We start from the raw sequence: 14,932 nt of genomic DNA, 5'->3' as shown, positions 1-14,932 counted from the left end.
CCGATTCTCCTTGTACAGTCGGCTCCAGCGTCGAAGACCTCAGATCTTGACGACAACCGGCACGATCATCGGTCGACGCCGCAACGACCGTGCGACCCACCGGCCAATGGTCCGACGGACCACCTGCTGCAACCGGTGGGTGTCGTCCATGCCACCCTTCATGGCGTTCTCAAGCTCGGTGACGATCTGGTCGGTGATTTCCGCGAAGACTGAGTCGTCCTCAGCGAAGCCGCGAGCCTGAATCGCCGGACGGGACACCACAGTGGCCGAGCGGGTGTCGACCGCGGTGACGACTGACAAGAATCCCTCCTCCCCGAGGATCCGACGGTCGGTGAGGGTGTCCTCGGTGAGTTCACCCACCCCAGAGCCATCGACGAGGATGTAGGAGGCGTCGATCTTGCCCACCACACGCGGTACCCCGTCAACGAGGTCAATAACCCCGCCGTCTTCAACGAGGACGACGTTCTTCTCATCGACTCCGGTGGCCTTGGCCAGGTCGGCGTTGGCGACCAGATGACGCACCTCACCGTGAATCGGCATGACCGCGCGCGGACGCACGATGTTGTAGGCGTACAGCAGCTCGCCCGCCGCGGCGTGGCCGGAGACGTGGACCAAGGCATTGCCCTTGTGGACGACGGCCGCACCGAGCTTCGTCAGACCGTTGATGACACGGTAGACGGCGTTCTCGTTGCCAGGGATGAGGGAGGAGGCCAGCAGGACGGTGTCGCCCTCCCCCACCTCGATGTCGCGGTGCTCACGGTTGGCGATTCGGGCCAGGGCTGACAGTGGCTCCCCCTGGGACCCGGTCGAGACGATGACCACCTCGTTGTCACGGTAATGATCAAGCTCACGCAGCTCGATGACGGTGTTGTCCGGCACATGGAGGTAACCCAGTTCCTGAGCCACCGCCATGTTTCGGACCATGGATCGACCGACGTAGCAGACCTTGCGGTTGTGGCGGACCGCCATGTTGAGCACCTGCTGGACGCGATGCACGTGAGAGGCGAAGCAGGCGACGATGAGCTTCTTGTCCGCCTTCTCGAAAACCCTCTCGATGGCCGGCTCGATCTCGGTCTCGGACTTCACGAAGCCCGGCACCTCGGCATTGGTGGAATCGACCATGAACAGGTCGACACCTTCTTCACCAAGACGTGCGAAGGTACGCAGGTCGGTGATGCGGCCGTCCAGCGGCAGCTGATCCATCTTGAAGTCGCCGGTATTGATGAGGGTTCCGGCGTCAGTACGGACGCACACTGCCAGAGCGTCAGGGATGGAGTGGTTGACGGCAATGAACTCTAGGTCGAACTGTTCGCCGACCTCGGCGACGTCGCCTTCGTGAACAACATTGAGCTTGTATCCCCTGATGCGATGCTCACGCAGTTTCGCCTCAACCAGCGCCAAGGTCAGCTTGGACCCGTAGATCGGGATGTCGGGACGACGTTTGAGCAAGTAGGGCACGGCCCCGATGTGGTCCTCGTGGCCGTGAGTGAGCACCAGCGCCTTCACCTTGGCCAGCTTCTCATCGTCGAGGTAGTCCAGTCCTGGCAGCAGCAGGTCGACGCCGGGGTGGTCATCCTCCGGGAAGAGCACCCCACAGTCAATGAGAAGGATCTCCCCATTGATTTCGTAGCACGACATGTTGCGTCCGACATCTCCCAGGCCGCCGAGGGGAATGATGCGCAGAACGTCCGGTTGCAGGTCCGGGGGTGTCGTCAATCCAGTATTAGCCACGGCGTGAAGCCTATCGGGAAACTCCGACAGCTTCGCCCCGATGTGTCCTGGCCGCTTCATCAAGGGCCTGGGAGACGAAGTTCTCAGCTCGTTGGCGCAACTCCTCCCTGGCCTGGCGTCGTGGCAGGGTCTCATCGGCATACATCGGCGGCCCCACCTTGGCCTCCAGCTGCGGACGCCGCCACTTGACTCCGAGCTTCCGCCCGGACCGCACCAGTGCCACTGGCACCACCGGGGCACCGGTGCGCACCGCGAGGGCAAAGGCCCCTGGACGGAAGGTCCCTGCGGAGGTCTCGTAACAGGTGATGTCTCCCTCTGGATAGATGACGACGCAGTCACCGTCGGCCATTGCCTGCGCATTGGCCGAGAAGAAACCGCGTACGTCAGAAGAATCAACCGGAATCGTGCCGAAAGCTCGCAGGATGAGCCCGGCCACCGGGATACCGAAATTGGAAGGTTGGGAGTTGAACCTCAGACTGATCTCGCACCAGGACCAGGCAGTCGAAATCGTGGACGTGATTGCTGACGACGATCGTCCCCGGCTCCACATGGTGGTGTCCTCGTCGACGAAAGGCAAAAGCCACCCCGGTGAGAAGCATAGCAGCTGGGCCGACAATCGTCAGATAGGCCAAGCGTTGGACCTTCGTCATGCAGTCGGCTCCGAAATGGCGGCGTCAAACATCTCGATCAGCAATCGAGCCGACCTGTCCAGGGCATACTCCTGACCACAGCGCGCCTGGGCCTTGCCCGCAGCCTCACGTTCCCTCGGGCACTCCAGCCACCAGTCGATGTCAGCCGCCATCCTCTCCGGATCGCGGGGGCGGGCACAGTCCGTGCTCGGGGACACGACAGAACTGGCTGGTCGCCGACAGCGGGCTGTCGACGATGAGGCAGGGCAACCCGACCGAGGACGCCTCCAGGGCAGCCAAGGACTCGATCTCGACGTCGGAGGGGTGGACATAGAGGTCGGCGGCTCGCAGTTCAGCGATGAGGTCCTCCGGACGGTCGTGGCTGACGAAGCAGGCGTCAACCCCAGTGCGTTCGGCTCGCCTCTGCAACCATTCTCGCTGCGGCCCTCGACCGGCGACCACCAGACGGATCCGATCGCGATGTCGAGACCGGGCAATGGCGTCAACGAGGACCTCGATCCTCTTCTCGGGCGAGAGTCTGCCGACAGCCATGATGATGGCGGGACCGGGGCCGCCCAGGATCCACGTCTCGCGTGGCGGGCCGGGCCGAAACTCTGGCGGTACCCCGTTCGAAATGACGTGAAGGTGCTGTTCGTAACCGTGACTGCGCAGCTGATCGGCGATGAATTCACTGGGAGCATGGATGTGGGACACGTCGTGGTAGAACGCCAGCCACAACATGCGATAAATGCGGTCGGCAAGGCGTCGAGCGTTGGCCAGGTGCACGTTGTAGGTGATGTTCTCAGGCTGGATGTGGAAACCCGCGGTGACGGGAACACCGGCATGCTGCGCCACGTGTTTGGCACAAGCCCCCAATAGCGACGGCATGACGACATGCACGAGGTCAGCCTCGGCCACCGCTGAGGAGACAATGGCCCTGACTGGGCGCGCGAGATCGACGTTCTGAAGGTCAGCCAGGTGGGTGATGAGCGGCAGGTAGAGGACGGGCACGCTGACCACGGGGATCCCGCGAGTGCTGGGCACCGGGGTCGACTCGACGCTGAGTAAACGCACCTCGTGACCCTGGTCACGCAATGCGTGGGAAAAACGAAGGGTCGAGGCCGTCGTCCCATTTCCTGGTTGGAGGAAGAAGGATCTTCATGCGGCAGCACCACCGCTGTTCATTGCCTGCATTGACGCCATCCAACCTCGGTCCCGTGATCCTGGTCCGAAAATGCCTGTGGGGCCCGTCCTCGTCGGACGGACCCCAAAACGTGATCTCTCAGAATCTTGGGATGTTACGCATGTTCGAGGTGGCCATCGAGACGGCCTCACCGGCACCACGGTTTAGCACGATCTTGCTCATGGCGGTGGCGAACCCAATCATCTGCTCACCCTTGATCTCCGGCGGCAGGGACAGGGCGTTGGGGTCGGTGAGCACCTCGACCAAGGCCGGTCCATCGAAGTCCAAGGCATTCTTGAGCGCACGACGCACGTCCTTCGGATCGTCGACACGCTCAGCGTGGTACCCGATCGCCTTGGCGACCCCGGCATAGTTCACGTCGTGGACGTCGGTGCCGAAGTCGGGCAAGCCATTGACGAGCATCTCCAGCTTGACCATGCCAAGGGTGGAGTTGTTGAAGACGATGACCTTGACCGGCAGGTTGAGCATGCGAGCCGTCACGAGCTCGCCGAGCAGCATCGACAGACCACCGTCGCCGGAGACCGAGATGACCTGACGGCCCGGATGGGAGGCCTGCGCACCGATGGCGTGCGGCAAGGCGTTGGCCATCGACCCGTGCAGGAAGGATCCGATGAGACGACGGGTGCCCAGCGGATCGATGTAGCGGGCAGTCCACACATTGCACATGCCGGTGTCGGCTGTGAAGATGGCGTCACGATCGGCCAGCTCGTTGAGGACGTGGGCGACGTACTCGGGGTGAATCGGCTTCATGCGTTCGACATTGCGGGTGTACGAACCGACAGGGGCCTTCATGATCTTGGCGTGACGCTTGATGGTGGCCTTGAGGAACTTGTCGTCATGGCGCTTGATCAGCGGGGTGACGGCATTGCACAAAGCCTTGACGTCGGCGTGGATCGGGAAGGACACGTCGGTACGACGGCCCAACTTCTCCGGACGGTTCTCGACCTGAACCGTGAGGGTGTTCGGCAGGAACTGGTTGTAGGGGAAGTCGGTTCCCAGCAGGATCAACACGTCGGCGTCGTTCATGCCCTCGGCGGCGGCACCGTAACCCAGTAGGCCGGTCATGCCGACGTCAAAGGGGTTGTCGTACTGGATGAAATCCTTGCCACGCAGGGAGTGACCGATCGGGGCCTTGAGCTTGTCAGCCAGGGCCAGCACCTCGTCATGGGCGCCCTCGACGCCTGCGCCGGCGAAGATGGCGACCTTCTTGACGTCATTGAGCAACGTGACGAGCTGGCGGACGTCCTCCGGGTTCGGCTCGACGGAGGGACGACGGCTCGGGATGAAAACCGGGGATGCAGCGGCAGCCTTCTTGTCGGTGATGTCGCCCGGAAGGGTCACGACTGAGACGGTGCTGCCCGCGACCGCATGGCGAATGGCCGAGTTGAAGACGCGGGGAGCCTGTTCAGGGGTCGAGACCAGCTCGCAGTAATCGGAGCACTCCACGAAAAGGCGATCCGGATGGGTCTCCTGGAAGTAGCTCATGCCGATCTGGACGCTGGGGATGTGTGAGGCGATGGCCAGAACCGGGACCTGGGAGCGGTATGCGTCGAACAAACCATTGATGAGGTGCAGGTTGCCCGGACCGCAGGATCCTGCGCAGACAGCCAGCTCGCCGGTCAAGGTTGCCTCGGCAGCAGCGGCGAAGGCCGCAGCCTCCTCGTGACGAACGTGGACCCAGTCGATACCGCCCTTGACAGAACCGCCGGTCTTGCGAACTGCGTCAACGACGGGGTTCAGGGAGTCACCGACGATACCGTAGATCCGTCGCACCCCCGCATCGAGGAGCTGTTGGACGAGCTGTTCGGCAACATTCATGAAAGGGACCTCCACGGAACTGACGACATGGGATGAGCGGCCGAGCGACCACTGATCAGGATATGACTTCTTCGCCTAGGCTCACCTCATCATTCGCGCCCAGCGGATCACTTGCCGGTGAGGTCGGACAGTTTCACCTCTGTCCCGACAAGGGAAAACTCCAATCCTTTCGGCGTCGCCTCGAGGGATTCGTAATGCAGATTGCCCAAATCGGGGAGGGTGAATCGCTCAGTGATGCCTTCCAGAATGGGCTTGAGCAGGATGTCCGGAATCGCAATACCATCCAAGCTCGCCGATGGACTCGTCAACGTCACCCGCCGCGAGGTGGCCTCGACGCCAGGGACGGCTGAGATGCTGACGCCCACTCGGGCTCCCAGAACCGACATGTCGCGCACGATGGTCACCGTGCCGTTGTCCCCGGTGTCGTTGTTGTAGGTGATCTTGCCGCCTGCCAGCCGAGAAAGCTCAGACCAGTCGACCCGGCCAGTTGCCGACGCTGTCTCGGCGACTGTCCGGGATTCCTCACGGGCCTGACGGATCCCGTTGGCGTGGATGTCCACGTCATGGAAGGTCACCGTCGTCTCGTCCCGAGCGACGGTCGCCGTCGGTATGGTCGCGTCAAGCCCTTGGAGCTCGTCAGTCAGCAGGACTCCGAGGAAGGGGCGATTGCGGATTGTCACACCGACGCTCGACTCGTCCGCCCCGAATGACTTCGCAATGTTGGCCGCAACGTCCTTCTCGCTCCTGGCCCGGAAGGTCTGATCGGTGATCACTGCCGCGACCGCGACCAACGCGATGACGACGACAACGATCAGCCACGTGATGAGGCGGTGGGGGCGACGAGCACGTTCGACCGTCACCATCGCCCCGGGATCAATCTGAGGCCTTGGCGGCAGCACCTGAGTCGGCTCGGATGGCGTCATCGAGAAGTCAGGACGCTCATTCAAGTCCGAGCAGCCCTTCGATGCCGATGGTCAGTCCCGGAAGGTCAAGGACACCGCGCACGCCGGTGAGAACGCCCGACATGAAGGAGACCCGATCCATCGAGTCATGCCGAATGGTGAGGGTCTCCCCCTCGGCTCCGAAGAGCACCTCTTGATGGGCAACGAGGCCACGCAGACGGACGCCGTGGACGTGGACCCCGTCAACGACGGCTCCGCGAGCCCCGTCAAGCTGACTCTGGGTGGCGTCCGGGACATCCCCCATGCTGCCCTCCTGACGAGCAGCGGCGATCTTGGCGGCGGTGGTGCGGGCGGTGCCGGAGGGGGCGTCAACCTTGTTGGGGTGGTGCAGCTCGATGACCTCGACCGACTCGTAGAACTTCGCGGCCTGCTCGGCGAAGTGCATCATGAGCACGGCACCGATGGAGAAATTCGGGGCGACCAGGCAGCCGGTGTCGGGATGGTCGGCGAGCTGGTTGCGCAGCGTCTGGTAGCGGTCCTCGTCAAAACCAGTGGTACCGACAACGGTGTTGATCTCGTGGTCGATGGCCCAGGCGAGGTTCTCCATCACGGCGTCGGGGGTGGTGAAATCGACGATGACGTCGGCACCCTCAGCGGCTGAACGATCATCACCACTGTCAATGGCGGCCACGAGCTCGGTGTCCTCGGCCTCCTCGAGGGCCTGGCACACCGAAGCCCCCATACGTCCCTTGGCTCCGAAGACGGCAACCTTGATCATCTGGACCTTCCTTCCTGACGACAGCGCCTGTCCGGGCGCCGCGTCCAGACTACCCAGCTGTTCTGACGTTCCCGAGGACTGGTCATCCGCGCATGAAGAACGGGCTGCCCTGGCGAAAGTGCCGGGGCAGCCCGTCAATGTCAGTCCTTCACGGGATCAACAATTCAAGGAGATGACTCACTCCTCGGTGTCGTCGTCCTCCTCATGGGACGCCAAGACCAGGGAGAGCTTGCCACGGTCGTCGACCTCGGCAATCTCAACCTCGATCTTCTGACCGACCGACAGCACGTCCTCAACGGCCTCGACGCGCTTGCCGTCGTTGAGGTCACGCATCTTGGAGATGTGCAGCAGACCATCCTTGCCAGGCAGCAGGGAGACGAAGGCGCCGAAGCTCGTCGTCTTGACGACGGTACCCAGGTAACGCTCGCCGACCTCCGGCATCTGCGGGTTTGCGATGGCGTTGATCATCGTGCGGGCGGCCTCGGCAGAATCGCCGTTGTCGGCACCGATGAAGATGGTGCCGTCATCCTCGATGGAGATGTTGGCGCCGGTGTCATCCTGGATCTGGTTGATCATCTTGCCCTTGGGACCGATGACCTCACCGATCTTGTCGACCGGGATGTGCACGGTGATGATGCGCGGCGCGGTCGGAGCCATCTCGTCAGGAGAGTCGATGGCGTCGTTCATGACCTCGAGGATGGCGGTGCGAGCCTCCTTGGCCTGTGTGAGGGCACCAGCCAGCACGTCCGCGGGGATGCCGTCGAGCTTGGTGTCCAGCTGCAGGGCCGTGACGAACTCGCTGGTACCGGCGACCTTGAAGTCCATGTCGCCGAGGGCGTCCTCGGCACCGAGGATGTCAGTGAGGGCGAGGTACTTGGTCTTGCCTTCCTCGTCGGTCTCGCTCATGAGGCCCATGGCAATGCCGGCGACCGAGGCGCGCAACGGCACACCAGCGTTGAGCAGGGCGAGGGTCGAGGCGCAGACCGAACCCATTGAGGTGGAACCGTTCGAGCCGACGGCCTCGGACACCTCGCGGATGGCGTAGGGAAACTCCTCACGGGTTGGCAGCACCGGGATGAGGGCGCGCTCGGCAAGGTTGCCGTGGCCGATCTCGCGACGCTTCGGGGAGCCAACACGGCCGGTCTCACCGGTGGAGTACGGCGGCATGTTGTAGTTGTGCATGTACCGACGGGTGGTCTCCGGGGACAGGGTGTCGAGTTTCTGCTCCATGTCGAGCATGTTGAGGGTCGACACGCCCAGGATCTGGGTCTCGCCGCGCTGGAAGAGGGCAGAACCGTGCACGCGCGGGATGACGCCGACCTCAGCCGACAGGGCGCGGATGTCGCGGGGCCCACGACCGTCGATACGCACACCCTCGTCAAGGACACGCTTGCGGACGATCTTCTTCATGACGGCCTTGAAGGCGCCGGAAATCTCGGCCTCGCGCTCCGGGAAGGCCTCGGCGAGCTCAGCCTTGATGCGGGTCTTGAGCTCGGACTCGGCCTCCTGACGCTCCAGCTTGGCAGCGATCTGCTCAATGCGGGAGAGCTCGTCGGCAGCCTTCTCCTCGACGGCGGCGTAGACATCGTCCTCGTAGTCCTTGAAGACCGGGAAGTCGTAGGTCTCCTTGGGCAGCTTGGTGGCCAGGGCAACCTGTGCGTCGCACAGCACCTTGATGAAGGGCTTGGCGGCTTCCAGACCGGTGGCGACGACCTCCTCGGTCGGAGCTGTGCGTCCACCACGGACGAAGTCCCAGGTGGCCGGGGTGGACTCGGCCTCGACCATCATGATGGCGACGTCACCGTCGGCAAGGACGCGACCGGCGACAACCATGTCGAAGGTCGACTCCTTGCGCTGCTCGACGGATGGGAAGCACACCCACTGGTCGTCAATGAGTGCCATCCGGACGCCGCCAATCGGACCGGAGAACGGCAGACCAGCAAGCTGGGTGGACATCGAGGCGGCGTTGATGGCGACGACGTCGTAGTAAACAGCCGGGTTGAGGGCCATGACGGTCACGACGACCTGGACCTCGTTGCGCAGACCCTTGACGAAGGAGGGGCGCAACGGACGGTCGATGAGACGGCAGGCGAGGATGGCACCCTCGGACGGGCGTCCCTCACGACGGAAGAAGGAGCCGGGGATACGTCCGGCGGCGTACATGCGCTCCTCGACGTCAACCGTCAGCGGGAAGAAGTCGATGGAATCGCGGGGAGTCTTGGCAGCCGTGGTGGCCGACAGCAGCATGGTGTCACCATCGAGGTAGACGGCGGCGGATCCGTCCGCCTGCTGGGCCAGCAGTCCCGCCTCGAAGCGGACGACGTGCTTGCCAAATTTTCCATTGTCGATGATGGCCTCGGTGAATTCGAGTCCGGGTCCCTCCACAGGGATGTCCTTTCGCAGGGCCGACCGCCGCCCGCTGGCGCTCCAGAAGGCGCCTCTTGTACAACCACACCGGTCTTCGATCGAAGCCGCCGGGACAGTGCCCCGGTGGCCACTACCGAGGACCCATGTGTCATGGGGAGGCAGTCGACGGTTACAGTGAATCTAATTGTGATCTTGAGTCTACGGCATCTGTGGCCCATCCCACGAATCATGGTGTCGTGCCACGAAGTGGCAACGATGCTCCTGGACATGCGAAACGGGGCGCCCCGAAGGGACACCCCGTCAATTCGGTCGATCCGTGACGCTCAGCGACGCAGACCGAGTCGAGCGATGAGCTCGCGGTAGTGCTCAATGTCATTCTTCTCAATGTAGTTGAGAAGACGACGACGCTGACCAACCATGAGCATCAGGCCACGACGGGAGTGGTGGTCACCCTTGTGGACCTTCAGGTGCTCGGTGAGCTCAGCGATGCGCTTGGTGAGGATGGCGACCTGGACATCCGGGGAACCGGTGTCTCCGGGGTGGGTTGCGTACTCTTCGATGATCTTCTTCTTCTCGGCAGCATCCATCTCGGTGGGTTCCTTCCTGTCCGTTGCGCGGCGTCCCCGACGCTCGTATTGCAGGGGACTCTTCCAAGGCCGCGGCCGATCTGACGGCAACTGGGAAAGAGTATCATCTCGTCCCCACAGAGCGCGAATTCAAAGCCTGGACGACCGGTCACGACTGAATGACCTTTCGATACGTGGTCAGGGAGAACATGGCCCACTGGGTAGCCCCACGACGTTCACACCCGCACCGGCCCATGAACTGCCGGACGTCATTGCCAGCCTCAGGCCAGGATCTTGCGAGCCGCGTCGACATCGTCGGTCATCTGCGAGATCAGCGGCTCGACACCGTCGAACTTGATCTGCCCACGCAGTCGCTCGGCAAAGGTGACCGTGACGTCAACCCCGTAGAGCTCGAGATCATCGCGATCGATGACGTAGGTCTCAACTCGGCGCTCGAGACCATCGAAGGTCGGGTTGGTCCCCACCGAGATCGCAGCGGGAAGTCGGCGACCAGCGTCCGGACCACTACTGGGTTCCAACCATCCGGCGTACACCCCGTCAGCAGGAACGGCACGCCCTGCCGGCAGGACGAGGTTCGCCGTCGGGAATCCCAGTTCGCGTCCGCGCTGGTCGCCCATGACGACGACGCCACCAACCTCGAAGGGGCGTCCGAGCAACTCGGCGGCTTCCGCGACATCGCCAGCTGCCACCACCTCGCGAACCCGGGTTGACGACACCGTGACACCGGACATGGCGACGAGATCCATGGCATGGACCTCAAAGCGGCCCCGGCCAATCTCTGACAGGGTCTGCGGAGTGCCCACGGCGTGACGTCCGAAGCGGAAGTTCTGGCCCACCAGGACGTGCTCGGGCTGCAGGGGGCTGATCATTCGCTCGACAAAGGCCGCCGGGGACCAATCCGCGATCTCCGGGGTGAAATTGACCACGCGCACCTCACTGGCACCGGCCTCCTTCAGCCAGTCAATGCGTCGCTCCAGCAGGCACAGCAGGGCCGGAGCCTGATCAGGGGCGAGGACAGTCAGCGGATGGGGCCAGAAGGTGACGACAACAACGCAACCGTCCGGGTCAAGCCTCTTGGCCTGTTGGACAAGGGCCTGGTGGCCACGGTGCACACCATCGAAGTTTCCGATGACGACGGTTGGCGATTGCTCGGGAACAGACACGCTCGGCAGTCTATGGCGCCAACTGCCCATGACCCGAATTCGAAAATCATCACTGCGCGTCGCCCTCGTGGAATATGTAGGCGTCCCACCGCGTCATGACGCGGTGGGACGCCTACATATGCGGTCCGTAGCCACTCAGCGCTCGGTGAGTTCACCGGACTTGAGCTTGTCGACCCACGCCTCGTTGTGCGAGGTCCACTCCGCCACGGCCTTCTCCTGGTTCTTGCCACCGTACTTGTCCGCGGAGAACATGGTGTCCTCAAGATCGGAAAGCGTCTTGTCGTCGAAAGCCATGTTGCGCATCAACTGAGCGGCCTTCGGGAAGTCCTTCTCGAAGCCCGGACGAGCGAAGCTGTAAATCACCTCAGCGTCGCCCAGGGCGTTCTTGGGATCCTTGAGGTCGCGGATCGGGAACGCGCCGTAGGCCCAGTGCGGACGCCACAGCGTCACCGCGATGTCACGTTTGGCGGCAGTGGCCTTCTTCAATTGGGACAACATCGCCGGCGTTGACGAGATCTTGAAGTTGATGTTCTTCAAACCGTACTTCGGGATGGCCGAATCCTTGGTGGCCTTCGTCAGTCCGGCGCCTGCCTCGATGCCATAAAGGGTATTGCCGTACTCATCACCCATCGACTTCAGATCGCCGATGGTCTTCGCCTTGGAGTCCTTGTTGACGGCGATGGTGAGTTTGGCGTTGTCGTACCAACAGCCAAGGTTCTCCATCTTGTCTCCGTAGCGCTTGACGTAGTCGGCATGAGTCAGGGGAAGCCAACCGTCGGTGATGAGGTCGATGTCCCCGGCGACAAGTCCGGCATAGCCTGGACCGGCGTCAAAGCCCTTGATCGTCACCTTGTAACCGTCCTTCTCCAGGACGTTCTTGATGATCCCGGCGGTGGCGAAGGACTCATCCCAGCCATTGAAGGCGCCAATCGTGATGTCCTTCTTGCCATCGGCCTTCATGGACGTCGTGTCCTTGGATCCGTCGCCCGGGGTGCAGTCGGCCCACTTCGTGTTGACATTGTCGGAGGCCGTGTCAGAGCTGCCGGACTCTCCGTTTCCGCTGTTGGAGGCATCGCATCCAGACAGGGTCAGGGCACCCATCGTCAGGATGGAGGCCACGGCGATGAACTTGCGTCGAACCATACTTGTACTCCTCATTGTTACCTCGTGTTCATGTTCTGCATGGGACTCAGTCGTCCTATTGGGTTCAGCTGCCCTGTTGTGATCAGTTGGCGCGCTGTGCCCGGGCGAGCGAGGTGCGATTGGCCAGTCCATTGGTGATGCGGTCCAGGTAGACGGCCACGATCACCACTGCCAGTCCAGCCTCCATGCCCAGACCGATGTCGACCTGGGACAGGGCTGCGACGACGTCACCGCCAAGACCACCGGCACCAACCATGCCCGACAGCACGACCATGGACAGGGCCAGCATGATGACCTGGTTGACGCCGGCCATCACCGTCGGCATGGCCAACGGCATCTGGATACGCCACAGGATGTGACGCGGACTAGCACCGAAGGCTGCGCCGGCCTCCACCGTCTCGGTGTCGACGCCGCGAATACCCAACTCGGTGAAGCGCACGCCAGGCGGCAGGGCGAAGATGATCGTCGCGATGGCACCGGGAACTTGGCCGATTCCGAAGAGGACGATGACCGGAACCAAGTATGCCAGCGAGGGCATCGTTTGCATGAAGTCGAGAATCGGCTTGATGATGGCCGAGAAGCGTTTCGACTTGGCTGCCCAGATACCCAACGGGATCGCCAGGATGAGGGCCAGGATGACGGCCACAACCACCAGCGCCAGGGTCTGCATGGTGTTGTTCCACTGATCCATCGCCCGGACCAGGTAGAACCCAATGAGGGCGAACACTGCCACCTTCCAGTTCGCACAGGCCCAGCCGATGGCGGCGAAGACGACCAGCATGACCAGATACAGCGGCTTGGACAGGACGAGGTTGAGCCCGTCGTACATACCGCCGATGACGACGTTGGTGAAGGTGATGAGCCAGTCAAAGGCGTGCTGGAACCAGTCGAAGAAGGTCTCGATCCAGCTTCCCAACGGAATACGGGGGTTGACGAAATTGAAGCCCATCTCGATCAGGCCTCCTTCTCGATGGTCGGAGTGGACGCAACCGTCGCGGTCATCGTCTGGTCAGCTGGTGGAAGACCAACGGGGTCTCCGACGCCCTTGATGACGGGTAGCTTCCCGGTGTCCTCCAGGGACATCACGGATCCCTCGGACACCTTGTCCTGGGAACGCGACATGGAGTCGAGCAGGGCGACTCGGGAAATGACTCCCATGAGGTGGAAGTCCTCGTCGACGACGGCCAGGGGCACTCGTGCGTCCTTGGACGGGGCGAAAAGATCGGACAATGGGGTGTCCGTGCGAACGGTGAGGATGCCGCCGGTCTCGACGACTCCAGCAATGCTGCGATCGCCACGACGAGCAGCCTCGATGACCTCTTGGTCACCGACCATGCCGAGCAGACGGCGGTGCTCGTCAACGACGAAGACGCCCGCCCAGTCGTGTTGGTCCATGATGCGCTGGACCTGGCGAGGATCTGCCGACTTGGAGACGATGGCCTCTGTCGGGCGCATGACCGCCGATGCCGTGAGCACTCGGCTGCGGTCGACATCCTGGACGAAGTCAGCGACGTAGTCGTCGGCCGGTTGGGTGAGGATCTCGTCAGAGGTGCCGATCTGGGCGACACGACCATTGCGCATGACCGCGATGTGATCGCCGAGGTACATGGCCTCGTTGAGGTCGTGGGTGATGAAGATGATCGTCTTGTTGAGAGTGCTCTGCAGCTCGAGGAGCTGGTCCTGCATCTCGCGACGGATGAGCGGGTCAAGGGCCGAGAAGGCCTCGTCCATGAGAAGGATGTCGGTCTCCGCGGCCAGAGCGCGAGCCAGACCGACTCGCTGCTGCATACCACCCGAGAGCTGATGGGGGTACTTGTCACCCCATCCCTTGAGACCCACGGTGTGCAACCACTCATTGGCCTTCTCGAGTCGGTCCTTCGACTTGAGCTTGCCCTGCAGCTTCAGCCCGTAGGCCGCGTTCTCGCGAACAGTCAAGTGAGGAAGAAGGGCAAAGTGCTGGAAGACCATCGACACATGGTCGCGACGAAGCTCGCGCAATTGGGCGTCGTTCATGTCGGAAACGACCTTGCCGGCGACCTCAACAGTGCCCTCGGAGGGCGCCCACAGCCCATTGATCATCCGGATGAGAGTGGATTTTCCGGACCCCGACAGGCCCATGACGACGAAGGTCTCACCTTTGGCAACCTTGAAGTTCACGTCGATGACAGCCGCAGTGCCGAGAGATGCCAGATCTTCTCGAGACTCACCTGCCTTGAGTCTTTCGATCACTTGTCGCTCGTGTTTACCGAAAACCTTGTACAGGTGGGATGCTCGAACCAAATCCACGTCGTACGTTACCTTTCGTATTGACGATTGGAAAATAACTCAGGCGGCGCAACAAACACCACGGCCTCACGCCACGGCGATATCAGACACCGAAATGATGGGCCGACATCAGCACAAAACAACTTTTTTATGATATCATGCAAAATCGCCACCCGCAAGCACGAATATCTTTAATTACAGAAGTAGAATTGTTGTGAGACTTATACAACTATGGCATGGGCACACACTTATACGCGGGTAACATTGATGAGCGCGCCAACAGCCACGTCAACGTTGCGCCATGTCTGGGGCCGTTGTGGGGCGTTCTCCCTCACGTGGTTCGTT

Annotated in this window: 13 protein-coding genes; all 13 read right to left on the bottom strand. The window is 62.3% G+C overall.

Annotated elements, in window-relative coordinates:
- Window positions 1–39: 39 nt before the first annotated feature.
- Window positions 40–1,731: a ribonuclease J gene (locus tag ACUCCZ_RS03585; protein WP_435918052.1), complete on the bottom strand. Its 1,692-nt coding sequence runs from the start codon at window positions 1,729–1,731 to the stop codon at window positions 40–42.
- A 10-nt stretch (window positions 1,732–1,741) separates the two neighbouring features.
- Complete coding sequence (locus ACUCCZ_RS03580) at window positions 1,742–2,281, bottom strand: lysophospholipid acyltransferase family protein (protein ID WP_435918053.1); 540 nt, start codon at window positions 2,279–2,281, stop codon at window positions 1,742–1,744.
- A gap of 96 nt (window positions 2,282–2,377) precedes the next feature.
- The gene (locus ACUCCZ_RS03575; RefSeq protein WP_435918054.1) at window positions 2,378–2,533 is read right to left on the bottom strand and encodes a hypothetical protein; all 156 of its coding nucleotides are present in this window, start codon (window positions 2,531–2,533) and stop codon (window positions 2,378–2,380) included.
- Window positions 2,523–3,434: a glycosyltransferase gene (locus ACUCCZ_RS03570; protein WP_435918055.1), complete on the bottom strand. Its 912-nt coding sequence runs from the start codon at window positions 3,432–3,434 to the stop codon at window positions 2,523–2,525. The genes ACUCCZ_RS03575 and ACUCCZ_RS03570 overlap by 11 nt, the downstream gene beginning before the upstream one ends.
- A 208-nt stretch (window positions 3,435–3,642) precedes the next feature.
- A complete protein-coding gene (locus ACUCCZ_RS03565) occupies window positions 3,643–5,382 on the bottom strand; it encodes a pyruvate dehydrogenase (RefSeq protein WP_435918056.1) in 1,740 nt (579 codons plus the stop codon).
- A gap of 107 nt (window positions 5,383–5,489) precedes the next feature.
- Entirely contained in the window at window positions 5,490–6,305 is an 816-nt protein-coding gene (locus tag ACUCCZ_RS03560) for a DUF2993 domain-containing protein (RefSeq protein WP_435918057.1), read from the bottom strand.
- Between the two features lie 16 nt (window positions 6,306–6,321).
- Window positions 6,322–7,062, bottom strand: a complete 741-nt coding sequence (gene dapB / locus ACUCCZ_RS03555) for a 4-hydroxy-tetrahydrodipicolinate reductase (RefSeq protein ID WP_435918058.1) — start codon at window positions 7,060–7,062, stop codon at window positions 6,322–6,324.
- 177 nt (window positions 7,063–7,239) lie between these two features.
- Window positions 7,240–9,447: a polyribonucleotide nucleotidyltransferase gene (locus ACUCCZ_RS03550; protein ID WP_435918059.1), complete on the bottom strand. Its 2,208-nt coding sequence runs from the start codon at window positions 9,445–9,447 to the stop codon at window positions 7,240–7,242.
- A gap of 305 nt (window positions 9,448–9,752) precedes the next feature.
- Window positions 9,753–10,016 (bottom strand): 30S ribosomal protein S15, encoded by a 264-nt coding sequence (rpsO, locus tag ACUCCZ_RS03545; RefSeq protein ID WP_435918060.1) that lies wholly within the window; start codon window positions 10,014–10,016, stop codon window positions 9,753–9,755.
- Window positions 10,017–10,276: 260 nt separating this feature from the next.
- Window positions 10,277–11,209 (bottom strand): bifunctional riboflavin kinase/FAD synthetase, encoded by a 933-nt coding sequence (locus ACUCCZ_RS03540; protein WP_435918061.1) that lies wholly within the window; start codon window positions 11,207–11,209, stop codon window positions 10,277–10,279.
- Between the two features lie 105 nt (window positions 11,210–11,314).
- The gene (locus ACUCCZ_RS03535; RefSeq protein WP_435918062.1) at window positions 11,315–12,322 is read right to left on the bottom strand and encodes a glycine betaine ABC transporter substrate-binding protein; all 1,008 of its coding nucleotides are present in this window, start codon (window positions 12,320–12,322) and stop codon (window positions 11,315–11,317) included.
- A gap of 82 nt (window positions 12,323–12,404) precedes the next feature.
- Window positions 12,405–13,271 (bottom strand): ABC transporter permease, encoded by an 867-nt coding sequence (locus tag ACUCCZ_RS03530; protein ID WP_069102739.1) that lies wholly within the window; start codon window positions 13,269–13,271, stop codon window positions 12,405–12,407.
- 5 nt (window positions 13,272–13,276) lie between these two features.
- The gene (locus ACUCCZ_RS03525) at window positions 13,277–14,608 is read right to left on the bottom strand and encodes a quaternary amine ABC transporter ATP-binding protein (protein WP_435918063.1); all 1,332 of its coding nucleotides are present in this window, start codon (window positions 14,606–14,608) and stop codon (window positions 13,277–13,279) included.
- Between the last annotated feature and the right edge of the window lie 324 nt (window positions 14,609–14,932).

It is taken from the genome of Cutibacterium nasicola, from assembly GCF_052654715.2.
The sequence above is the reverse complement of the archived record's forward strand: the minus strand, read 5'-3'. Positions and strand labels throughout refer to the sequence as shown.